20 protein-coding genes are annotated in these 22,569 nt (G+C 65.3%); 15 read left to right on the top strand and 5 right to left on the bottom strand.

The window, feature by feature from the left end; translation table 11 throughout:
• From NA4_RS41550 to NA4_RS24210, 7 genes are all read left to right on the top strand, one after another.
• The coding region (locus NA4_RS41550) for a hypothetical protein (protein ID WP_218022372.1) at positions 1-290 on the top strand (290 nt) is incomplete at its 5' end.
• A 143-nt stretch (positions 291-433) separates the two neighbouring features.
• Entirely contained in the window at positions 434-1,087 is a 654-nt protein-coding gene (locus NA4_RS24235; protein ID WP_067474355.1) for a histidine phosphatase family protein, read from the top strand.
• Positions 1,084-1,908, top strand: a complete 825-nt coding sequence (locus NA4_RS24230) for an aminoglycoside phosphotransferase family protein (protein WP_218022371.1) — start codon at positions 1,084-1,086, stop codon at positions 1,906-1,908. Before NA4_RS24235 ends, NA4_RS24230 begins: the two co-directional genes overlap by 4 nt.
• A complete protein-coding gene (locus tag NA4_RS24225; protein ID WP_067474352.1) occupies positions 1,905-3,227 on the top strand; it encodes a UDP-glucose dehydrogenase family protein in 1,323 nt (440 codons plus the stop codon). The genes NA4_RS24230 and NA4_RS24225 overlap by 4 nt, the downstream gene beginning before the upstream one ends.
• Positions 3,228-3,809: 582 nt before the next feature.
• Positions 3,810-4,439: an RNA polymerase sigma factor gene (locus NA4_RS24220; protein WP_067474349.1), complete on the top strand. Its 630-nt coding sequence runs from the start codon at positions 3,810-3,812 to the stop codon at positions 4,437-4,439.
• Entirely contained in the window at positions 4,436-5,740 is a 1,305-nt protein-coding gene (locus NA4_RS24215) for a pentapeptide repeat-containing protein (RefSeq protein WP_067474345.1), read from the top strand. Before NA4_RS24220 ends, NA4_RS24215 begins: the two co-directional genes overlap by 4 nt.
• Positions 5,741-6,259: 519 nt before the next feature.
• Positions 6,260-6,568, top strand: a complete 309-nt coding sequence (locus NA4_RS24210) for a hypothetical protein (RefSeq protein WP_067474342.1) — start codon at positions 6,260-6,262, stop codon at positions 6,566-6,568.
• A gap of 186 nt (positions 6,569-6,754) precedes the next feature.
• Here NA4_RS24210 and NA4_RS24205 read toward each other — a convergent pair whose 3' ends face one another.
• Positions 6,755-8,074, bottom strand: coding sequence for an NsdA family TPR-like regulatory protein (locus NA4_RS24205; RefSeq protein WP_067474339.1), 1,320 nt, complete (start codon positions 8,072-8,074; stop codon positions 6,755-6,757).
• A 278-nt stretch (positions 8,075-8,352) separates the two neighbouring features.
• Here NA4_RS24205 and NA4_RS24200 point away from each other — a divergent pair, with 278 nt between their 5' ends.
• The 6 genes from NA4_RS24200 (at position 8,353) to NA4_RS24170 (ending at position 16,344) form a co-directional block, all read left to right on the top strand.
• On the top strand, positions 8,353-9,540 hold the full coding sequence (locus tag NA4_RS24200) for an NAD(P)/FAD-dependent oxidoreductase (RefSeq protein WP_067474336.1): 1,188 nt from the start codon (positions 8,353-8,355) through the stop codon (positions 9,538-9,540).
• Complete coding sequence (locus tag NA4_RS24195) at positions 9,537-10,646, top strand: DegT/DnrJ/EryC1/StrS family aminotransferase (protein ID WP_067474334.1); 1,110 nt, start codon at positions 9,537-9,539, stop codon at positions 10,644-10,646. Before NA4_RS24200 ends, NA4_RS24195 begins: the two co-directional genes overlap by 4 nt.
• 5 nt (positions 10,647-10,651) lie before the next feature.
• On the top strand, positions 10,652-11,599 hold the full coding sequence (locus NA4_RS24190; protein WP_169811109.1) for an NAD-dependent epimerase/dehydratase family protein: 948 nt from the start codon (positions 10,652-10,654) through the stop codon (positions 11,597-11,599).
• Positions 11,600-11,604: 5 nt separating this feature from the next.
• Positions 11,605-13,218 (top strand): carbamoyltransferase family protein, encoded by a 1,614-nt coding sequence (locus NA4_RS24185; protein ID WP_067474330.1) that lies wholly within the window; start codon positions 11,605-11,607, stop codon positions 13,216-13,218.
• A 406-nt stretch (positions 13,219-13,624) separates the two neighbouring features.
• Positions 13,625-15,166 (top strand): hypothetical protein, encoded by a 1,542-nt coding sequence (locus NA4_RS24175; RefSeq protein ID WP_067474326.1) that lies wholly within the window; start codon positions 13,625-13,627, stop codon positions 15,164-15,166.
• A 173-nt stretch (positions 15,167-15,339) separates the two neighbouring features.
• A complete protein-coding gene (locus NA4_RS24170; protein ID WP_169811108.1) occupies positions 15,340-16,344 on the top strand; it encodes a restriction endonuclease in 1,005 nt (334 codons plus the stop codon).
• A gap of 332 nt (positions 16,345-16,676) precedes the next feature.
• Here NA4_RS24170 and NA4_RS24165 read toward each other — a convergent pair whose 3' ends face one another.
• The 3 genes from NA4_RS24165 to NA4_RS24155 all read right to left on the bottom strand — a co-directional run bounded on the left by NA4_RS24165 (position 16,677) and on the right by NA4_RS24155 (position 19,011).
• Positions 16,677-17,015: a hypothetical protein gene (locus NA4_RS24165; RefSeq protein WP_067474319.1), complete on the bottom strand. Its 339-nt coding sequence runs from the start codon at positions 17,013-17,015 to the stop codon at positions 16,677-16,679.
• A complete protein-coding gene (locus NA4_RS24160; protein ID WP_067474316.1) occupies positions 17,012-18,241 on the bottom strand; it encodes a site-specific integrase in 1,230 nt (409 codons plus the stop codon). The genes NA4_RS24165 and NA4_RS24160 overlap by 4 nt, the downstream gene beginning before the upstream one ends.
• 98 nt (positions 18,242-18,339) lie before the next feature.
• Complete coding sequence (locus NA4_RS24155) at positions 18,340-19,011, bottom strand: reverse transcriptase domain-containing protein (RefSeq protein ID WP_218022370.1); 672 nt, start codon at positions 19,009-19,011, stop codon at positions 18,340-18,342.
• 1,258 nt (positions 19,012-20,269) lie between these two features.
• Here NA4_RS24155 and NA4_RS24150 point away from each other — a divergent pair.
• Positions 20,270-20,542 carry a hypothetical protein gene (locus NA4_RS24150; protein WP_067474313.1) on the top strand — a complete coding sequence of 91 codons (273 nt, stop codon included), beginning with the start codon at positions 20,270-20,272 and terminating at the stop codon, positions 20,540-20,542.
• 428 nt (positions 20,543-20,970) lie between these two features.
• Here the strand turns inward: NA4_RS24150 and NA4_RS24145 are convergent, their stop codons facing one another.
• Complete coding sequence (locus NA4_RS24145) at positions 20,971-22,119, bottom strand: pentapeptide repeat-containing protein (RefSeq protein ID WP_169811107.1); 1,149 nt, start codon at positions 22,117-22,119, stop codon at positions 20,971-20,973.
• On the opposite strand from NA4_RS24145, the gene NA4_RS41540 reads away from it, so the two are divergent.
• Complete coding sequence (locus NA4_RS41540; RefSeq protein WP_169811106.1) at positions 22,084-22,320, top strand: hypothetical protein; 237 nt, start codon at positions 22,084-22,086, stop codon at positions 22,318-22,320. The genes NA4_RS24145 and NA4_RS41540 overlap by 36 nt on opposite strands.
• Positions 22,321-22,569: the final 249 nt, after the last annotated feature.

Here is a 22,569-nt window from a genome sequence, read left to right as displayed (position 1 = left end):
CGATCATCGACTTCGACGACCTGACCTTGGCGCCGTTCGGCTACGACCTGGCCAAACTGATCGTCAGCACGGCGATGACCCACGGACGGATCGCCTCGAGCGTCGTCGAAGAAGCGCTCGCCATCTACAACCACCACACCGCGCCCAACAGGGCTTCCTGCTCGCTCGCACAGCTACGGCACTACAGCGAGATCCACCACCAGCTGACCAAGCCCTACCTCCACCGCAACGGCTACCGGCACAGCTGGGACGACATGAGGCCGTGGCCACCACCATCCACCATCGCCTGATCTGCACCCGGAGGGCGCCACACCCATCGGACATCCGCTCAACAGATCGGCGGTCGGGCCCCGATGATCTCCGCCGTCACCCTCGACGGCGGTCGCTCAGGGCACCATCCGATCCCGACTCGTCAACCCCGGGGAGGCCACCCATGACCGTCACGACCGAACTCCTGATCGCCCGCCACGGCGAAGCCGTCTGCAACGCCCGCGGCATCGTCGGCGGCGAACGTGGCTGCATCGGCCTCACCGACCGAGGCCGCCGCCAAGTCCAACAACTCGCCACACGTCTCGCCGACGAACACGCCATACACCCGTTCGACGTCGCCTACACCACGCCCCGCCGGCGGGTTCGTGAAACAGCTGCCATCGTCACCTCAGCGCTCGGAATCGACCCGATCGTCGACCCGGAACTGCGCGGCGCCGACCACGGCAGCGCTGACGGCCAGCCGTGGCGAGCCGTCAAAGACGCATTCGGCGGTCCGCCGCAACACGACCCAGACCGCCCCTACGCCGATGGAGCCGAATCGTGGTCGAGCTACCTGAACCGCGCCGCCGGTGCACTCGACCGCATCATCGCAGACCACCCACAGCAGCGCATCCTGATCCTCGCCCACGGAGAGACGATCGAAGCTGCCCATACCCTGCTCCTCGGCCTGCCACCAGGGACATGCCAGCGCGCGCGGTTCACCACCGATCACGCATGCCTGACCCGATGGCAACTGCACGTCAACCGGCTCGGGCAGCCGGTATGGATGCTCACCGCACACAACGACACCAACCACCTGACCCAGGACCCGGCGTGACCTCCGCTGCCGAGCTGCTCGACCTCTGCCGACGCCACCTGGACCCGGACAGCCGACCGATCCGCGAACACCGCGGCCACCAGAACACCACTGTGCTACAGGCGGCTACTACGCACGGCGAGGTAATCGTCAAAGCACACCGCAGTCTCGACCGGCACACCAACGAACTGCACGCCTACCAGCAATGGGCACCAGCCGTCCAAGGCCGCGTCCCTCGCCTGCTCGCCCACATCGACAATCCACCGGCCATCATCATCACCGCGCTACCCGGCCAACCGCTGGACCAGCTCAGCCTGCCGATCGAGCGCGAACTCGACGCCTACCAGCAAGCCGGCGCACTGCTGGCCTCCTGGCATGCCGCCGAGCCCGCCACCGACACCGTCGACACAACCGGGTGGCTGGCTGAGCGCGGCGAGCAGTGGCTCCATCTCGCCGACCCCCACTTACCTGCCCGGGAACGCCGCACCATCCGCGCACACCTGCGCGGCCTCGCAGCCCTCGGTCACATCGCGGCAGTGCCGTGCCATCTCGACTTCACCCCACGCAACCTCATCCGCGACCCCACCGGAACCCTGTCCGTCATCGACCTCGAGCACGCACGCCTCGACCTGGCCGCCCGCGACCTTGTGCGCCTCGCCGACCGCTACTGGCGCCAGCGCCCCGATCTCGAAGCAGCCTTCCTCACCACCTACGGCCCGCTGACCGACCTCGACCACCAAGTCATCGAGCACTGCACCTACCTCGACCGACTCACCCCCGCCGCCCGAGCCACCGGCCGCACCCTTCCGCCCACCGCCCCACCGCCGCGGAGAACCACATGACCTCCACCCACCACGTGGCCGTCTTCGGAGCAGGCTACGTCGGGCTCACCACCGCCGTCTGCCTCGCCTCACTCGGCCACACCGTCATCTGCATCGACAACGACCCGAACATCATCACCGCGCTCCGCGCCGGCCGCACACACCTCGCCGAACCAGACCTGACCACCATGCTGCGGGACGGACTCGCCGCCGGAACACTGCATTTCGACACCGATCCCACCGCCGCCACCCACGCCCACATCGTGATGCTGTGCCTACCAACCCCGGCCCGACCGGACGGATCGGCCGACCTGGCCGCAATCCACACCACCCTCACCCATCTCCGGCACCAACTCGCTCCCGGCACCGTGATCGCCACCAAATCCACAGTGCCCGTAGGCACTACCGACAAGATCACCGCACTCCTCGGCCGCGACGACCTCTCGACCGTGGCCAACCCCGAGTTCCTGCGCGAAGGACACGCCGTCTACGACTTCCTCCACCCAACCCGGATTGTCCTCGGCAGCCACGACCCAGCCGCGGCCAAACGCATCGCCAGCCTCTACGACGCGATCCGCACCGAGATCATCACCACCAACCCGGCATCTGCGGAACTGGCCAAATACGCCGCCAACGCCTTCCTCGCCACCAAACTGTCTTTCATCAACTCCATCGCCCGCCTGTGCGACCAACTCTGCGCCGACGTCACCGACATCACCCACATCCTGGGCGCCGACCAGCGCATCGGCGGCGACCACCTCCAACCCGGCCCCGGCTGGGGCGGTCCCTGCCTACCCAAAGACGCCACCGCTCTGGCCCACCAATCTAAAACAGCCGGAGTCGATTTCGCCGTATTCGACGCCGCCATACACGCCAACACCGAACACCAACAACACATTGTCAACCGCATCCACGACGAACTCGGAGGGCTGGACAACACTCGAATCGGCGTACTCGGACTGACCTTCAAACCCGGAACGAACGACCATCGCCACTCGCCGGCGATCCAGATCGCGACAACGCTAGTCCGCCGCGGCGCCCACGTCACAGCGCGCGACCCCGCAGCGCAGCTCGACGACCAGGACGAACTCGAATGTGCCGCAGACCCAGTCGGTGCAGCTCACGGCGCCGATGCACTCGTACTCCTCACCGACTGGCCCGACTACCACACACTCAACTGGACCCAGATCGCCGCATCGATGGCAGGAGACCTCGTATTCGACACCCGTAACTGCCTCGATCCGTCAGGCCCGCGCAGAGCCGGACTGCGCTACCTGGGCCTGGGAAGGTATCAGGCGAGCGCTTCCGAGTGCGCGGCTAACCGACGGCAACGACCGTAACCGGTGTAATCCCCGCAAATCCTGGTGCCGGCCGGGATCGTCGCCTCGCTGGTAGGCGGTGCCCCGTCGATGCCGACCACCGCTGCGGTTGGCTCACCGAGCGCATCCAACGACCCCTCGGCATCGGCCGCCGGATTTGTCGCGTCATAGCCATCGATAGCTCGCATGCTGGCCCCGAGACTACGCGGGACATGTGCTAGCACCCGATGCCGTTGAAGCGAGCCAGCGCAGTTCTCCCGGCACTCTCATGACCTGCGGATCTTTATGTTTTTCGGTGCTGGTGCGTGTACTTGTCATGACCGTGCTGCCCGGGATCCACGCCCTATGGAGCGAAACCCCGCTATCGTTCGTGCTCGTCGCGGAGCCGGGCGTGATCTGGTTGAGTGTTGTCGGTTGCTCGAAGCACATCGAGATCCCAACGACCTTGCCGGAAGCGCCTATCGGGGGCTGCGCGGTTCGTGTTGCCCGCCGAGTTGCCTCGATGTCGGGGTGCGTCGTCGAGGTGGGCGCTGCAGCGGGTGAGCTGCGCTGCCCACCAGCATTGCCATCAGTGTTGTCACCAGTGGGGGAGCTGTCCTCGGTATGACGAATGACCGGCTGACGAAACCGAATCGTGAGCGCTTCGAGGCACTGTATCGACTTCACCGCGGTTCTGTACGGCGGCATCTGCTGATCGCGTTGTGCGGGGACGGTGCCCGCGCCGACGACTTTGAGCATGAGGTGTTCTTGCGGGTGTTCAAGACCTACGGCCCGGCTCTGGAACGCAAGACCGAGGATCAGCAGAGGGCCCTTCTGATCAAGGTCGCCAAGAACTGCGTGGTCGAGATGTGGCGCAAGGACAGCAAATTGGTCTTCCGCGACACCTATATCGAATCCGATGTCCCACTGGGGAAGCTGTCGGCCAGCGACAGCGAGGAATTCGATCAGGTACTCGACCGGGACCTGGTGCAGCGCTTCATCGCGGTGGCGTCCAGGAAGCTCACGGTGGGGGAGTTCCGGGTGGCGTTTCTGGGGTGGTTCATGGACGAATCCGACGCGGCGATCGCGAAGGCGTTGGGTACGTCGGTGAAAACCGTGCGGGCACACAGGTGTTCGGCGCGTACGAAGATCAGGACCTTCGCCAACCGCGACGGGCATGAGATCACCTTCGCCGATGCTGAGGCGGCGGAGCAGAAGAAGACCACCCCCGGTGTAGGAGAAGTGACGGTATGAACGACAGCCGGGAGAACGTGAACACGGTCGAGTCGATCACCATCGGCGACGCTTTCGAAGAACTGGGGGACTTCTTCGTCGAGGCATACGGCGACGGCGACGGCGATGCCGGGTGGGCGCGGCTGCAGCGCGCCTTGGACGCAGACGAGGACCGACCCACAGACGAGTCCATCGAGCGGATCGCCGCGATGGCCGAGGCCATCTCCAGGATCGTGCGCACGCTCTCGATTCGGGCGAATGCCTTGGGCTGGGGTGTGATACTGGCCGATGCCTTGCTGTTCGCGCTGAACCCATACGTTGCGGCGGTAGCGCTCGGCCTGGAGGCCGGCGGGTGGGCAGTCCTGTCCGCGCGGCAGCGGTTGCGGGCACAGGCGGGGGCGCGCGCAGCCGACTGTGAACAGAAGTCTGCCCCGCCGTTGGACCGGAAAACTTCTCTCGGCCAGATCTTGCCGGTGCTGCGGGTGAACGGGCTATTGAACGATGCCGCCGCCGACCCTGAGCAGCCGCACACCGACGCAGCCCACGCGAAGCGATGTGGTGTGCCCGGTGGCGTGGTCGACCTCAGCGGCGCCGACCTGCGGGATGTGGACCTGGCGGGGGTGAACCTGATCGGCGCGCAGCTGACCTGCTGCACCCTCGAGGGCATGCCGCTGCGCGGGGCGAACTTCTTCGGCACCAACCTCATGCGGGCGCAACTGTTCAGCACAGACCTTTCCCGCGCCGAACTCACCGACGCCGACCTGACCGCCGCGGACCTGACCAACGCCGCGTTGATCGGCGCCCGCCTGTCTGGTGCACACCTGCCGTACACGCGGATGATCGGTGCGAACCTCACCGGCGCGAACCTCTCGGGCGCGGACCTGTCGCGCGCGGACCTGTCCGGTGCTGTCCTGTCTGGGGCGGACCTGTCCTGGGCGCATCTGCCGAAGGCGAATCTGTCCGGTGCGATCCTGTCGAAGGCGGTGCTCTACGGCGCGGAACTGTCCGGCGCCCGGTTACCGGACGCCAACCTGCGTGGTGCGCATCTTTCTCGCGCCCACCTCGCGCACGCAGACCTGTCCGGGGCGAATCTGTGTGGCGCCAACCTCAACTACTCGATCCTCGTCGACGCCGACCTCACCGGCGCACGCCTACCCGACCTGACCGAGATCATCGAAGTCACATGGTCGGTGAAGACACAGTGGGGCGCCTACCAGCACGACGTCTTCCAACGATCGATCCCCCTCGGCGCAGGCCGCTACCAGCTCAACCCCTCCAGCGGCACCCACGACGACAGAGCCATGCCAACCGCCATGGTGTAGGGCTGGCCGCGGCAGCCAGCGGTGACCGATCCACGGCATCACTTCGCAGCCGACGAGTTGCCTGCCAAGGCACCGATCGCCCGACGCATCAGCAGCCCAATCACACAGCTTCTCAATGGGTTCGGTGTATTACTGCGCCCTCGACTGTGAACTGGTCAGCGGTACGCCGCGCCCGTGCACGCGGCTTCAACTCCGCCAGAGTGAGGTAGCAGTGAAGTCATCTGTCCGCCACCGTGGCACGAGGAGCCCGGACGAGCGAGGACAGGATCGAGTCGGATCACCAGCTTGTGTCCAGGATCTCGCCAGTTATCGAACCAGCCGCCACGTCCCGACAGCGGCAACGCCGACCAGCTCTACCGCGGCGACGGCCATGCGGCTGGGAGGCGATGAGCGGCAAACCCATCGACATCTTTCAGTTCTCCTCCACCGCCGCCGTGTTCGGCGGTCCGATTCATAGACATCAACGTCGTCTCAGGCCGAGGAGACCGGGTCACCGGTCTGTTCAGGAAGGAACCCGACATGCAGCTCAGCGACATCATCATCAACAAGGACGGCGACCTCGTCACCATCGCCGACCTGCTGGCCTCCATCGGCATGCACGACTGCTGGCGTGTCGACCAGCCCGCCGGGCCCGACTCCCACCACCTCCGCAGTGACGGCATTGCCCCCACCGGCGAGCCCCAGCTCGAGGAATCTGTCGTCGGCTCTGTCAACCACGACAAGATCGACGCCATCACCGCGACATTGGGCCAAGTGCAGGAGAAGATTCAGACTGTCCTCGAGCACCTGGACGCAGACCCCTACGCCGGCCGCCACCGCAAGCCATAGCTGATGGAATGACTCGACCTTGACCTCGTTGAGGCTGTCGCGGTGGCGATTGTGACAGTGATCGGTGCGGTAGGTGACAGGAGCGTTCTTCGACCCAATGTCAGTCGGTGCTGGGTGTGCCGGCGGACCTGCCTGAATCTGGGAGGGGTCCGCTGATCTGGTGGCTGCCTGTGGTTGCCCAGCGATCTACGCTGTCCTGGCCAGGATGTCGAATCGTGTTCGGAAGTGGTCGGCGTCGTCGCCGCGGGTCTGTTGTGCGGCGATGTAGACGGGCCGCAGTTCATTGACCAGTCGCGGTGATGTCACCGGGCCGTCGAGCATGGTGAGCGCGGCGAGTCCTTCGTTGATGGCGGTGGCGGTATCGCCGAGGCGCGCGAGGGAGGCGGCGTAGTAGGCGCGGTAGGAAGCTTCGTCGCGGGGTGGGTGGGCGCCGCGTGTGACGCTGTCGTGGTAGATGGTGACGGACTTGTCATGCTGGCCGAGGTAGCGGCGGGCGTGGGCTTCGATGGTGCGGATCTCGGCTTCGGTGATGTAGTGCAGCCGTACGGGGTCGTTGGAGTCGTCGAGACCGCGGTCGACTTGGCGCCAGGCGGCGGCGAGTGCCCGTTCGCATTGGCTGCGGTCGCCGACGGCAGCGTAGGCGACGCCTTCGCGGGCGGCGAGCAGGGCTTGCAGGCGGGCGGAGGGGTCGTGGCGGCTGCGGGCGCTGGCGCGCAGGCTCAGTTGGAGGGCTTCACGCACCCGGCCACCAGTCCATGCCTGCTGCCGCAGGGCGTCGATGATATCTGCGGCCAATGAGTCGTCGCCGCCGCGTTCTGCGAGGATCAGCGCGTCTTTGTAGCAGTCGCTGGCGGTGGTCTGGTCGCCGCCGTCGTAGGCGAGCCAACCGCTGACCAAGCCGAGATTGCCTGCGACAGCGGCTAGTTCGGTGCCGGTGCGAGGATCGTAGTCGGCGTGGTCGAGCAGCCGTTTGGCGATGGTGAACTGGTCGAGCGCGGTCTGGACGAGTCCGCCGCTGCCGAAGTCGTTGTCGTGTGCCCACAGCCGATCGGCGATTGCGGCGAAATGGTGCACGTGGTCGGTTCCCACGAGCTGGCCGGTGGCAGCGTGGGAGGTCGCTGCGGCCGGGGTGGTGGTGAGGGCGGCGGCGAGGATGAATGCGCTGGCCTGCCCGAACTGCCTACGGTCCACGTCGGCTCCTTCGCTGTCGGTGATTTCGATGTTCCCAACGTCGGGCGTTTCGAGCAAGGCGGGCAGTAACGCGAGCCGCGGGATGCCCAGGGCATCGGCGGTGCGGCCCATCTGGTAGATGTCGCAGATGGTAGCGACTTCGTCGCGTTCGACCCGCCCGGCGTGGGTGCGGTCCCAGTGCATGAGCTCGCCGAACCCGGCCTGGGTCATACCCGCCGCCTTGCGCACGAGCATGAACGCGCGCCCGGGACGCCGAGCGGCCAAAAGGGCGCGGAACTGTGGTGTGTTCCACGCGAAGGTCGAATCCTCGGCCATGTCTACCCCTTGACCTGCGCCGATTTGCGTCAATACGGACACACTGTAGGCCGCCGGGTGTGGTGTCGACCGCAGATTCTGCACATCCGGTGGTCCGATCGACGCTGTCGCCCAACAGCATTCGCCGCGTCAGGCTGAATCCAGCACCAGGCGCCGGGCATGTGCCCTGAACCAAACTCCTGTCTCACCGGATCAATGAGGATGCGGCGAAGCAGGCGCCCGGTCGGTGAGCCCCCGGCGCCTGATGTCTTCCAACCAGGAATGGAAGGTGGTCGGAGATGACACGCACGGTCGGATGCGTCGTTGTGGGCGGCGGGATCGCGGGGCTGATGACCTCTGTTCGGCTGGCTGCTGCGGGCTGGCAGGTGGTGCTGCTGGAACGTGGCTTGCTCGGCTCCGGGGCGACGACGAGCAATCACGGCATGATCCACTCCGGCGCGCTCTACGCGCGCTGGCATCCGGAGATCGTCACCGCCTGCCAGCAGGCGCAAGCCGCCTACCGGTCGTCGTTCCCCGAATGCCTGATCACCACCGAATCCTGTTGGTATGTCGCTAATTCGGAGACCCTGCAGGTCTATGAATCCCTGTGGCGGCACCACGACATCGTCCACCACGGCGTGGATGCTCGACAGCTGCGCGAGCTCATCGGTGAGCAGGGTCGCGATGTGCGGGGATGCGCGGTCGGGGAGCTGATCATCGATACCCGCGCTGTGCTGGCAGAGCTCACTGCACGGTGTGTAGCCCTGGGCGTGGAGATCGCGGTGGCCACGGGCGCGCAGCGCATCGAGATCGAGGACGGCGGCGTCCGGGCCGTTGAGATGGCGCAGGGACGCATCAGCACATCGAATGTCGTGGTGTGCGCGGGGATCGGCACCAAACAGCTGCTGGAGGGGGCCGGGTCGGTGATCGGTGGGCAGTTGAGTTCGCGGCTGGAGATGATGATGGCCTATCCGGGGCAGCTGCCGCGCCCGATCATCGGACTGGAGTTCGGCTGGCCAGCGCTGGCCCCCGCCGCGGCGGCAGGCACCGTGCTCGCCTCTCGATACGGCGCAGTGCAGCGATGGGTGGACCGCCCTGCTCGATGGCCTGTTCCGGCCGGGGAGGCTGCCGCCTTGAACAGTGAACTATCGGGGTGGCTGGTCCCCGGTGTGATCGACCACGACGGCGGCGTGGCCTGGGTGTGCTCGAAGACCGAACACGTTGGCGCACAACAGGATCAGTGGGGCACGGCACCGAACTACGCCGTCATCGACCACTCGGCGGCCGAAGGCATCACCGGGTTGTGGACAGTGCTGCCCGGCAAGATGACCTTGGCGCTGCACGCCTCCGGTGAGTTGGTGGCCAGGATGACCGGCAAGCCACAGTCTTTGGCGTTTCCCACGCGGCACCCGGCAGCCGATGACGTGGCCGCCGAGTTGGTCGCAGCGTCTCCATGGGTCGCACACCGGGAGGTGGAGCTGCGATGATCCCTCCCTTCACCGCGGCCCTGCCGGACGGGGAAATCGCGCGTGTGCTAGCGGCGGTCGAGCAGATCCTGCGCTCAGGCAGGCTCGTCCTCGGCGAGCACACCGAAGCATTCGAAGCCGCAGTCGCCGAAATGGCTGACGCCCGACATGCGGTCGCGGTCAACTCCGGGTCCACCGCGCTAGAGATCATCTTCCGCGCCCTGGAGGTCCGCAACCGCGTCGTGCTGGTCCCGGCGAACACGAACTACGCCACCGCCGCCGCCGCCATACACGCTGGAGCGCAGCTCCAACTGTACGACTCGGGTTTGTACCCAGACATCGCCGACATCCAGCAGCGGCTCACCCCAGACACCGCGGCGGTGGTGGTCGTCCACATCGGCGGCTACATGTCCCCCGACCTGCCGCGTCTGGCTCGGATGTGCGAGCGGGCCGGGGTGGCGTTGATCGAGGACGCCGCGCACGCACACGGCTCGAATCTGGCCGGGACACCGGCGGGTGGTTTCGGCTATGCGGCCGCGTGGTCGTTCTTCGCAACCAAGGTGGTCAGCACCGGTGGTGAGGGAGGCGCGATCACCACCGACGACCCGGACCTCGACCGGGTCGCCCGCATGTGCCGCAACCAGGGCAAGAACCGCGACGGCCAGCATGTCATGGCGGGCAACAGTTGGCGGATGACCGAGATCGGCGCCGCGATCGGTTCAACACAGCTCGCTCACCTGCACCGCGACACCACCGGCCGCCGCACCGTCATCAACCGCTACACCACAGGTTTGGGCGGCCATGGGCTCACGTTTCCTGCCATCAGCGGCCGCTGTCAGGTCAGTGGCCACAAATGTGTGGCCGTGCTCGACTCCGGGGTCCACCGGGCCGCGCTGCGCGGCGTGGTCGCTGAACACGGGGTGCAGCTGGCGCGCGGGGTCTACGAGGCACCGCTGCACCGCCAGCCGATATTCGCCGGCCTGAACGTCGGCGACGGATTTCCGGCCGCTGATGACTTCGCCGGCCGCCACATCTGCCTGCCGCTGTGGCGGGCCATGGACCACGCCACGGTCGAACAGATCATCGGCGCCGTCGCCACCAGTATCGACTCCATCTGCAAGGGGTGAAACCATTGGCCAACATCGTCATAGCGGGAGCGTCCGGGTTCATCGGCGTCAACTTGCTGCGCCGCATCCACCACGACCCCGCGTTCGAGCACTTCGAGCAGCTGGTGCTGGTCGATCCGCTGCAGTACGGGGTGCAGAAGATCCCGTCGCGGATCCTCGCCGATGAACGCGTGCGCTTCGAGCGGATCTCCATCTACGCACCCGGGGTGGCGGCCCGGCTCATCGGTGCCGGGGATCTGGTGATCCATTCGGCCGCGGAGGTCAATACCGCCGACAGCCCACAAGGCGCGGTCGGGGACGACCCGATCGGCTACCTGCGGGTGCTGGCCGACGCCGGGATCGGACGGCTGCTGTTCATGTCCAGCGCCGACGTCTACGGCATCAACGACTCCGACGATCTGCGCGAGACCGACCCGGTGCGGCCCACCACCATCTACGCCGCCGCCAAAGCGGCGTTCGAGGCATACCTGTCGGCATTCCATGCCAGCGAGGGACTTCCGGTGGTCGTGTTCCGGCCGGTCACGATCTACGGTCCCGACCAATACCCGGGCTGGCTGGTGCCGGTCGTGATCACCCGCGCCCTGGCTGGACGGCGGGTAACCCTTCTCGGCGACGGCAGCGCGCGCCGCGACTGGATCCACGTCGAGGACGTCTGCGAACTCCTGGTCGCCGCATCCCTCACCGACCGCGACGACGTGCACGGCGAGGTCTTCAATATCGGCACCGGGACCGAGGACACCGTGCTCGGCATGACCCGCTACATCCTCGACACGATCGACCATCCCGACTGCGGCATCGACCTCGCCCCGGCGCGCCCCGCTGATCCGCGCCGGCAGGTCACTACCGCGGCCAAGGCCCGCGACAGTTTCGGCTGGGCGCCCAGGATCGGGTTGCGCGAGGGCCTGGACCGCACCATCGCCGCCTACCGGCAGCCCGCCCCAAGTGAGGTGTGAGTCCGATGTATGTACTCGGCATTCACGGAACATTCGGCCGCGCCGATCACGACGCCGCCGCCGTACTCGTCCACGACGACCGGATCATCGCCGCGGCCGAGGAAGAACGATTCATCCGCTACAAGCACGCCGTCGGGCTCATGCCCGACCACGCGATCCGGTACGTGTTGGGCGAGGCGGGGATCGGCATCCACGAGGTGGATGTGATCGCGTTCCCGCGCGCCACCTGGCGCGACTTCGGTCCTCGGTTCGAGGCGTATCTGTGGTACCAGTTCGGGCACGTTCCCGTCATCGAGTACGTCGATCATCACCTCGCGCATGCGGCCTCGGCGTATCTGGTGTCGGGTTTCGACGAGTCCCTGGTGGTCACCGCTGACCAGGCCGGTGACGGTATCTGCGCGGCGGTGTTCCGCGGCAGTGCTGGCGCACTCACCCCGGTCGAGTCGGTGGGGTTTCCCGACTCGATCGGCCTGTTCGCTGCCGCCCTCACGCAGTATCTCGGGTATCGCAGTCAGCACGACGAGTACAAGGTGATGGGCCTGGCCGCCCACGGCGTCCCGTATCGTCGGCAGCCGCTGCTTGCGATTGATGCCGGGCGCCCGCACCTGAACACCACGCTGCTGCACCGCGAGGTCTTCCACCGGCATCCGCTGTTCCACACCGACCAGCTGCCCATGATCGCTGAGGACACCCTGCCCGGCTTCCCGCCCCGGCGACTGCCCGGCGGCCCGCTGCACCGCGAGCACGCCAACGTCGCTGCCACCGCCCAAGCCGCCATCGAAGCCGCAGTGCGGGGGCTGGTGGAACGCCACCGCCAATCCGGCGACACGCGCTTGTGCGTGGCCGGCGGGGTCATGGAAAACTCCGTCGCCGTCGGCAAACTCCTCACTCACGGCGGGTTCATCGACGTCTACGCCGCTCCCGCGTGCGGAGACGCCGGAACCGCCCTGGGTGCGGCGCTGGTCGTCGCCGCCGCCCACGGCTACCGCCCGTCCCGGCTGGACGACACACGTCTCGGCCCGGCCTACAGCGACGACGCGATCGAGTCGGTGCTGCGCGAATGCGGGATCACCTACCAGGTGACCGAGGACCCCGCCGCCAGCGCGGCGGAGTTGCTGGCCGCGGGGCGGATCGTCGCCTGGTTCTGCGGCCGCATGGAATTCGGGCCCCGCGCGCTCGGTGCCCGTTCACTGCTGGCCGACCCGTCGTCGGCGGCAATGCGGGAACGGGTCAACCGCATCAAGCGACGCGAACAGTTCCGGCCTTTCGGGCCATCGGTTCTGGCCGAGCATATTCCGGACCTTTTCGGCCGCACCGATATTCGGGCACCGTTCATGTCCTTCACGCTGCCAACCGCCAACGGTGACCCGGTCGTGGCGGCCACGCACGTCGACGGCACCAGCCGACCCCAGACCGTGCCGCCAGGCCCCGGCGCATATCGGCGGCTGATCGAACAATTTCATCAACTCACCGGGGTACCCGCAGTGCTGAACACCAGCCTGAACTCCGGATGGGAGCCGATCGTCGCCGGCCCCGCTCACGCCCTGGCCTTCTTCGGTTCCTCTCCGGCCGATGCCCTGGTGATCGGCACACACGTCGTCACCAAGAGCGGCCGCTGAGCGCATGGACGACTCGCTCGCGCTGCTGGACGACCAGATCGCCATCCACAAGCGCTATTCGCAGCACCCCTACGACCTGGACGCCGATGTGGCCGACGCGTGCGTCCTCACCGGAGACGAGCAGATCCTCGACGTGGGTTGCGGTACGGAGAATTCCTGCTTCTCTAAACTAACTGGCCATTCCCATCCCGGCGTCGCCCGAACGCACTCTTCTAGCCGATTATCGTACGTTCGGACTAGGTGCGATCGACTGGTTAGGGATACTCACGGTTGTAGGCAGCCGCGTGTCAACAGCATATCTCTCGCAAACGCCTCGGGTGGGTAGCTTCGCAACAGACGTTATGTCGCTGAGCAACCCGGCCTAAACTCGCTCGCCGGTGCGGATATGGTCGCCTAAGCTGGTCGAATGCAGCAAGCGAAGCGTTCAGCGGAGCTACAACTGCCGCCGGAGCTCTTCGGCGGCAACGTCGCCGGACTGTTCAACCACCTCGGCTTGGCCGCCACACACGTGACCGGGAACCGCTGGCGGGTCCACGCGGCAACAACCAACGCCGGACGCCCTACCGAATTGCTGCAAGTCCGCACTCTAGCAGGGCCCCAACGCAGCGCTCCGCAGTTCGATGTCCTGCCGAAGATCGTCGACCCGATCCCCAGCCCGGTGCAGCTCACCGCAACTCTCGAGAAGGCACGCCGCGCCGCGGCGGCGAAAGCCGAAGGCGGCGACCTGCTGTCCACGCTCTACTCAAGCCAGATCGAGCTCGCCCTCGCCGACCCCACCCGGCTCGCCGAATTCGCCCAGTGCCACTACAAGCACCTGGGCGTCTGGACGATCGCCGACAGCGCCGAATTTCTGTTTCCCGACCGTGGCGCACACCTGGTCACCGCAGACGACAGCCTGCTGCGGCGAGCCAAACTCCCCTCGGTACTGTTCCGAATGGACCAGGACCCGCAGGTCATCGCGGAACTGCGCGCCGGGCAAGTCCAGGAACCAGCGGCCGGGCTGCTGTTCTCCTCTTCCGCGAACCTGGCCGACACCCTCATCCTCGGCGGCACATTCCTCGGACCGTTGATGGGATGCCTCGCGCCGTACCAATGGGCGTATCACTGCCCTCGGCTGCTATCGACGCTGGTGTTCACCTTCGGGTGCACCCTGCCCTCGATCAAACCGTATCCGGTAGAACCTGTGAACCTGCTACCCACCGCGGCGCCGCGATCTGCCCCCGCGGCGCCGGTTTTCGGGCCGAGAGCATCCGCAGAAGCGATCGACTGGTGGGTGCTGCGGCTCAACCAGCTCTTCGCCTACCTCACCGACCCGGCGACCTTCGCCGACGCCAACGGCCTTTATCTGCCCCACCAGCACCAGCAGTGGATGCTGACCATCGACCAGGCACTGCGGCTGACCACCTCGGTGCAGGCCGCGGTGCGCGACAAAGGCGCTCAGCTCATGCTCGCCAATACCTTGCTCGACACCTACGCCGACCGGGTGCTCGGCGTGGACTTCGTACGGCTGTGCACGGCCAGCTACGCCCGCAAGCAAATCGAGCTGGTTCGGGCCAAGATGCCATCGGAAGCAGCGCAGATTCTGCTACCCATTGCCGAGCGTGCGGTTGCGGCTCTAGAAAGTTTGCAGCATGGGTTCTTCATCCCCCACCAGCGCGGCGAGACCTCCCTGACCCTGCAACTGCCCGACGGTTCTGCCAGGCAGATGTCCCTGGAATCCGCAGCCGCCAAGTTGCTCCACATCCACCGCAACGCCACCCACGGCTACGGCGGCAAAACCGGTGCAAACAGAGACAAATCTGTCGCCGACGAGCGCCTGCTGATCCAACATGACGGCAGGATCCCCGACGACCTCGCCCTGCTGCCCTACCTGTACCTGCTTGTAGTCCTAAGCCACCCAGAACGTATCCGCGATAGCATAATTCGCAATGCCGAAAAGTCCACGTGACACACGTTGATGCCGCATGTCGCGCGGCCCTGAACCGACCGACGGACCATCCGCGCTGAGTATCGAACGGGCCTGCCTGGGCGATTCAGCACAGAGTCGGCATGGGCCGCGCTAGGCTCGCGGATGGCGGGCTTGTGGCCTGTGGAGACACCAACGGCCGATGGGGTAGTCGATTGGACTGGGAAGAGCTCAGTGGCGAAACCTTCGAGGCTCTCGTCGCCCTGCTGATGCAGCGAGAAGGGTTCGAGATCAGTGTTCCTCTGAAATTGGGAGGTCCCGGGGATCAGGGCATCGATTTCGTAGTTCGCAACGCCGCCAGACAGGATGTCTATGTACAGGTCAAGAATCCTCGCCGACGACTGCCAGCTTCATCGCTTCGCATTGTTGCCGATACCGCACGGCGGTTAACGACTCAGATCCCGGATGCCGAGTTCTTGTTTGTATCATCTAAGGATCTCCAGCCGTCAGATCTCGACTTGCTATTGCAATCGGGCGTGACAGCGGTATGGGGCCGGGCCTATCTCGATGGACTGATTGCGAAGAATCCAGATGTGGCACAGCGTATTCAGGAGGCCGTCGAGGCACTTGACTTCACCGATCTGTTCGACGAACCTCGATTTTCGACCGACTCGACGCTTGCCGACCGCGTCGCGGCAGATCTAGCTGCGATTCCGCCGGGTCTCGAAGGGTGGAAGTCCTTCGAAAAGGAAGCTGCCCGGATCTTGACGGAGATCTGCATCCCGGATTTGGAACCACCCGATACGCAGGTCCGGACAGATGATCGGCTCGATATCATGGATGCCATCTACCCGATCCCGTACGCGAACTCATCATGGTCGGCACTGCGCTCGGAGTTCAAGACGAGGTTCGTCGTGGCCGAGTTCAAGAACCACAGTGACCCGATAGGTCAGCGGGAAGTCGAATCAATAAGTCAGTACCTTCTTCCGATAGCGTTCCGGATGTTCGGTCTGCTCGTATCTCGAAGCGACCCAAGTCAATCAGCCATTGCTGCACGTCGAAGAGCGTGGACGGAGCCGAATTTCGGATCTGGAAAGATGATCGTCTTTCTGAGCGACGATGACCTGGTCACAATGGCTCAGCGCAAAGATGACGGGCGCGATCCATATCAAGTCGTGGACGAAAAGCTGATGAACTTTCTCCGCACCCTGAATCCATAACTTGCAAGCCCGCGGTCACCAACGTGTGATGAGCCGAGCACTCACTCTGCGAGCCCTCACCGCCTCCTCGAACGTCCTGTCATGCCGCTGGGCGGGCGATCCGAGCAGTGAGATCTACTGCGGTGCAGACCTTCCGATGATGCCGCGGGACGCACGTACCCCTGGTGACAGACCCGACCTCATGTCGCGTGGACGAGATAATCGCCTCTCTGGATCGGGGCCGTTGCCGTGTCTTAAGTAGCCGATGACCGCGCACGCAGAAGGGCCGCCGTCTCGGGATCGGTGTACCGCGGCCTGGCGCCGTGACAGGGCGCGAAAACCACAGAGATCTCTCACAAGTCATGGGAGCGACGCCCGACCCGGCCCGGTAGCGTCCAGGGCGAACGAAGGAGATCGAACATGACTGGTGGGCGCAACGGACAGCGGGCCAGTTCTCGCACCGGCGCGACCAGGCCGTGCAGGGTCGCGGGTTTGACCCCGCGCCCGCGGGCGTCGGTGATCCACGCGTGCACCGAGTCTCGTGTCGGTGCCTGCTGTCCCGGGAACCGGTCGGCGCTGAACACAGCGAACCGGGCCAGCACCCGCTCCTCGGCGGCGTATTTGTAACCGGTGGCGTGTTTCTCTGCGGCCAGGGCGGTGATCGCCGCGGTCATCGTGAGTTCGGGGTTCACCGGTTCGCTCCGTCGTTCGGCGCGTCCGGGTCCAGCGCGCACTTGGCCAGCAGGCTCAATGAGGATTTGAGGTAAACACCGGTCGATTCGACGGACTGGTGACCGAGGACATCGGCGATCTGCTCAACCGGCGTGCCGGCTTCCATCAACCGAGTCGCCAGCGAATGGCGCAGCGAGTGCATGCCGTGGCGGCGTTTCTCGCTCACCCGAACGTGTGCCGCCCGAGCATGTTTGACCAGGATCTGATGCAGATGGTCCTGGTCGGAGAACGGGCCGATCGGGGCGGTGTGCCGCACGAACACCTGCGGGTGCTCGCAGTCCGGTCGGCCGTGGCGGATGTAATCGATCACCGCCCAGCCAACATCTTTCAGCAGCGGCAGCACCACCCGATGACCGGTCTTGGCCTGCGTCACGAACAATCGGTTGCCCGGCCAGTCGAAGTCGGCGAACTCCAGTCGCTTGATGTCCACGCCGCGCAGCCCGAGCCTGGTGATCAGCAAGATGATCGCGTAATCCCTTTTCCCGCACGGATTGTCCCGGTCGATTGCTTCCACGATCGCGGCCACCTCACCGGGATCCCACACCGACGGGATCCTGGCCTGCCGCGCCGAACGCACCGCCGGCACCGCCTCCAGACACGCCCCGTCGACCAGGCCAGCCGCGGCGGCGAACCGCAGCAGCGACCGCACCGCGCACAGTTTCTGCTCGACGGTCTTGAACTGGTATCCGGTCAGCGTGGCGACGAACGCCCCGATCATCGCGGCATCGCAGCAGCCGAGTCCTCCCCGGGTGCCGGTGAACGCGAGGAACTCCCCGGCTAGCGTGCCGTAGGTCCGCACCGTCGACACCGAACGGCCGCTCGCGCGCAGATGATCCTGGAACCGCTCGACCGTGCGGGTGCCGGCCGGGTCCAGCTTGTTCACCGACCGGCTGTAGCGGCGCAGCACCGCCCCATGAACCCTGTAGTCCTCGAGCATCGCAGCGACCCTGAACAAGTACACATCGGTCTGGGACAAGGTCCCGGCCCGCTCCTTGGCGAAGAAACCGCAGGCGTCATCGACCCACGTCATCGCCGCGTCCAGGGAGAATTCCTCAATCCCCCGCGCGGCGAAGTACTTCCGCATCCGCCTCCAGCAGCCCCGGTACCAGACAAGCGTGGAGTCCTTGTAACCCAGGCGTTGTAGCTCGTTCTCCAGACCCGACACCAGCACGGACAAACTCGTCATGACAGCTGACCTCCGATCCCCGGCAGCCGGCACCATGCCGGACCGTCTGGTCAGAGAGTCCCCAGGTTATGGATAGTGATTCGGCCCAGCCACCGCCGTCACCAGGACCGATCGCTGCCACTGCGCATAACCCAGCGCTGTTCATAAGGATACTTATGCGCAGCTGCGCATAACCCGCCCTGTGGAGTCCCTTTCTCCCTCATCACCACGGTGCCATCGGGATACTGCACCGGAGCGGCAAGCCACCGCTTCACATACAGCATCACCCACGGCAGGTCGCAGACCGCCGCGACCGCCTTGCAGACAAGATCCCACCGGACGCTGTCGAAGAACGAGCGGATGTCGAACTCGATCACCCAGTCGTGCTTCCAGCAACGTTCCCGGCAGACCCCGACCGCACCTAATGCGGAGCGGTTCGGCCGATAACCGAAGGAATCCGGATGAAAGACCCGTTCGGCTCTCTCCTCCAGCACCCCCGCCACCACAGTCTGCGCGACCCGATCGGCCACAGTCGGCACACCCAGCGTTCTCGTGCCCCGGCCCGGGCCTTTCGGAATCTCGACCGCACGCACCGGCGGCGGAAAATAGGTGCCCGAGGACAGCCGATTCCAGACCTTATACAGGTTGCCCTTCAGGTCCTTCTCGAACTCCCCAAGCGACACCTCGTCCACCCCGGGCGCGCCCCGGTTCGCCCTCACCTTCTCATATGCCTCCCAGACGGCCCGCTTCGAAATCTCGAACGACTTGTCCGGCAACTTCAGCGCATCCACGCGACTCCTCCCAGGAAACCCCTGGTTGATCGAACGAACACAACTACGAACGACCCGGCCCCTTCGCTCCACCCCCATTACAGGAGCTTCACCACTACTACAAGCCGGTCCGCCAGCGCACCCGGCGACGGTACTCAATCCCTCACGGTCTTGGGCCGCTTGGAACTCTCCCTCTCCCCCAGCACAGCACCAGGGCATATCCAGGCACGCCTTCTCCAGTTCCGCGCGGAAGCAGCAGATCGGGCTCACGTCGCCTGAATGCCGGACACCACCTGGCCAGTCAGCAGGCTCCCGCCAGGCTCATCCCGAAGCACCTGTGACGCCTCGGTTTCGATGCTATCTTCGTCAATTTCGACACGTCGTCAGCGATTCGCTCACGCTCGTCTTCCCGATCCCCACCTGACGCCTCTTTCGACGCCTTTTCCCTCATCGTTCACCACGACGGTCTTCAGCCAACGCAGCATGAGGCGGTTTGAAGCCTCCCCCTGCAGGGCGGCTCCGAAGGGCCACACCTTCATCTCCCACGCAGCACCGCTCCAGATCGGTTGCCTACACCTCACTTTCGCGTTCAGGACACAACACAGGAATTGACAATTGCTCCCGATGAGAGCGGTCACGACAGTTGGTCCGTCGGCGATGAGAACCGCAGGCAGCTCGACGGAGGGCTACCAGGTACCAAGGCTTTTCACGTCCCACGACAGCCGGATCTGAGGTTTGGTCTGCAAAGTCACAGGCTCGTTCGTGAGATCCCGAAACCACAGGCGCAGGCCTTCGTAGTCGGCCGGGCCTCGGTCGATGGTGATTCGATCCACTGGGCGAAGGCGGCCCATGTATGTATGTTCCTGCTCGCCCGTGTAGAGGCTGATGTAGGCCTCGCCGGCAATGGGGCGAGGGAGAACAGAACGGTCTGCGCTCCTCGGATCAGCCGGAACGAATGCAGTCCGCCAGGCCAGGCGAGATCATCGAACTGCGGTGTCGGCTCGTCCTCGAAGAGCCAGATGAGATCGGCGAGGTCGGCAATCTCCATGCGTTGACGGTAGCGGCGGCTCCGGGACTGGAGTTCGGTGGCGGCCGACGTTATGGTTACCGGAATCGCTCAAGGTCTCGCCGCGAATGATCTCCAGCTCCCGTGAGGTGTCGGTGGGCGAACGCACTGTGTTGCCGCTGAGAGCTCGGCTGCACACCAAGGCCGGCGCCGCGGCGGGGACGCATCCTCATGCCGATGAGCGGATGACGAGAATTGCCTTACGCTTCCGTCATGCTCAAGCTGAGAGTGACCAACCCGTTCGACGACAAGATGATCACGGTCTGGATGGAAGCTCTGGGTGAAGACTATTGGATGCGCCCAAGGGAAGCGCTCACTGTCGAGTTCGACGAAAGCGAATACACCGAGTCCATGTGCGGGGCACATTTCGACGTCTCATGGCTTGACGGAGGAGATCTGGTCATCTGGGCCGGTGCGCTCGCCCTGGTGCGTGATCAATCCGGTGCCGAGCTTGAATGCGGACATCAACGACCACCCGCGGAGTGATGCAGCGCGGACGTCGTGGAGTATCTGATACTTCCGTGCGCAGCGCGTTCGCGGGCACTGACGGCGACACCGTTCGCTTGGATCAAGACTACTTCTGGTCGATTTCGCGGGATGAGTTGTACGATGTCGACACGGCGCCGGCTGATCTGACGCTGGGTCAGCTCTCGTGGTCGTGGGGGCATCTCACGGATCTGCTGGCCGATCCTGATCGAAGCGATCGGGCATCACTTGGTGTGGCTGTCGGAGGTGCTGCGGGCAGTTGGCCAGAAGGTTCACTAACTCGCTGACTTTCGCCAGGAACGGGGCGAACGATCGCGGGGCGTCCGCACATGCCGATTACCGCGCAGGTATGACAGGGCAGTAACTGTCCATCAAACGGTCCACCCGACCGGTTAGACGCCTCGCCAGCGCGACACGATTCTCAACACTCATGGAACAGAGGCTGGTGTCGGCGTCGCAGTCGGTGGCCAATCTTGTGGTTCGACATTGTCAGGCTTCTGGCTAATGTCCTGGTCCCAGTCGAACACCGGGGCGGGAGGACCCCACTGCCTCGGGCCAACGAACGAGATGGCCTCGGCTCCAAAATCCACCATCTTGAACCAGGCGGTGCCGGAGAAGGTCGCGTGCCCGAACTTGGCGGTATCAGAGAAGGTCGCGCCCCCGAACCCGGCGGTGCCGATGAAGGTCGCGTGCTCGAACTGGGCGGTGCCGGTCATGGTCGCGCGTTCGAACTCGGCGTCGCCGGTGAAGGTCGCGTGCTTGAACCAGGCGTCGCCGGTGAAGGTCGCGCGCTTGAAACCGGCGGTGTCGGTGAACGTCACGCCTTCAAACTCGGCGGGATCAGAGAAAGTCGCGCGTTCGAACTGGGCGGTGTCGGAGAACGTTGCGCCGTCGAACGTGGCGGCGCGGGCGAACGTCGCGCGTTTGAACTCGGCGGTGCTGGAGAAGGTCGCGCACGCGAACTCGACGGTGTCGGTGAAGGTCGCGCCTTCGAACCCGGCGGTGCCGGTGAAGGTCGCGTACCAGAAATAGGCGGTGCCGGAGAATCTCGCGTGCTTGAACCAGGCGGTATCGGAGAAGGTCACATCCCTGAACCCGGCCCTGTCGGTGAAGGCCGCGCCCCCGAACCCGGCGGTGCCGGTGAAGGTCGCATGCTCGAACTCGGCAGCGTTGGTGAAGGTCGCGCCTTCGAATTCGGCGGTGCCGGAGAAGATCACGCCCCCGAACCGGGCGGCCCCCGAGAACCTCGCAGTGCTGAAGTCGACGTCCTCTAGATACGCGGTGCGGAAATCGAAATCGTTTGCCGACCAGCTATATTCGGCTCCGCGTCGGAGATGGTCTGCTATGACGCGGACGATGGTTACGCGCACTTCTTTGTCGTTGTGTCGATATTCGAGGTGACGCTCCTGGTCGTCGGCACGGGTGCCATCGGTGGTGCCGCGGTGGTGCTTGAGGACTAGTTTGCTCTGGTGGTTGGCCCCAAGTTCGGGACTGTAGGGCAGGCGCAGGTAGCCGCACAGTACGTCGATGCACTGCTGGCGATGCCGGTCGTCGGATTCGTCGGCGACACCGGCCATCGCGTAGACCCCGGCGATCCGGACTGCGACATCGGTGGCACCGAGCTGGGCGGCCGCGGCGCCGAAGCGTTCGACGAACCGGCTGTGTTCGATATCGCGCTGGCGCCGGTAGGCGATCACCAACGCGACCACACCGCCGACCCCGGCCACGACGGTCAACGCGATGCGGGTGACGTCGATCTCGGCAGCGGCCTTGCTTGAATCGACAGGGGTGATCCACAGCAGGAATCTGTAGGCGGCGAACGCGACCATCAGTCCGCCGCAAAGCGCGAGGACGATGGCAGGAAACAGTCCGACTCGTCCGGCTAAGCGACCAATTGCCGTGTTGCGCTCTCTAACCCACACCAGCACGGCTCGATTGTGCTTGAAACCACGCCCTACCGCCTGTACTTCACGCACAGAGGCTGATTCGTCTCGGTACCGGTGTCGAGATCGATCGTTTGTTGGACT

It is taken from the genome of Nocardia amamiensis NBRC 102102, assembly GCF_001612745.1.
In the GTDB taxonomy this organism is placed as follows: Bacteria; Actinomycetota; Actinomycetes; order Mycobacteriales; family Mycobacteriaceae; genus Nocardia; species Nocardia amamiensis.
This window is presented reverse-complemented; position numbering and strand designations above follow the sequence as displayed.

Coding starts and splice junctions, on each gene's coding strand:
- NA4_RS24235 (WP_067474355.1), top strand. CDS start 434: ATGACCGTCACGACCGAACTCCTGATCGCCCGCCACGGCGAAGCCGTC.
- NA4_RS24225 (WP_067474352.1), top strand. CDS start 1,905: ATGACCTCCACCCACCACGTGGCCGTCTTCGGAGCAGGCTACGTCGGG.
- NA4_RS24220 (WP_067474349.1), top strand. CDS start 3,810: ATGACGAATGACCGGCTGACGAAACCGAATCGTGAGCGCTTCGAGGCA.
- NA4_RS24215 (WP_067474345.1), top strand. CDS start 4,436: ATGAACGACAGCCGGGAGAACGTGAACACGGTCGAGTCGATCACCATC.
- NA4_RS24210 (WP_067474342.1), top strand. CDS start 6,260: ATGCAGCTCAGCGACATCATCATCAACAAGGACGGCGACCTCGTCACC.
- NA4_RS24205 (WP_067474339.1), bottom strand. CDS start 8,074: ATGGCCGAGGATTCGACCTTCGCGTGGAACACACCACAGTTCCGCGCC.
- NA4_RS24200 (WP_067474336.1), top strand. CDS start 8,353: ATGACACGCACGGTCGGATGCGTCGTTGTGGGCGGCGGGATCGCGGGG.
- NA4_RS24195 (WP_067474334.1), top strand. CDS start 9,537: ATGATCCCTCCCTTCACCGCGGCCCTGCCGGACGGGGAAATCGCGCGT.
- NA4_RS24185 (WP_067474330.1), top strand. CDS start 11,605: ATGTATGTACTCGGCATTCACGGAACATTCGGCCGCGCCGATCACGAC.
- NA4_RS24175 (WP_067474326.1), top strand. CDS start 13,625: ATGCAGCAAGCGAAGCGTTCAGCGGAGCTACAACTGCCGCCGGAGCTC.
- NA4_RS24160 (WP_067474316.1), bottom strand. CDS start 18,241: ATGACGAGTTTGTCCGTGCTGGTGTCGGGTCTGGAGAACGAGCTACAA.
- NA4_RS24150 (WP_067474313.1), top strand. CDS start 20,270: ATGCTCAAGCTGAGAGTGACCAACCCGTTCGACGACAAGATGATCACG.
- NA4_RS41540 (WP_169811106.1), top strand. CDS start 22,084: ATGCCGGTCGTCGGATTCGTCGGCGACACCGGCCATCGCGTAGACCCC.
- NA4_RS24145 (WP_169811107.1), bottom strand. CDS start 22,119: ATGGCCGGTGTCGCCGACGAATCCGACGACCGGCATCGCCAGCAGTGC.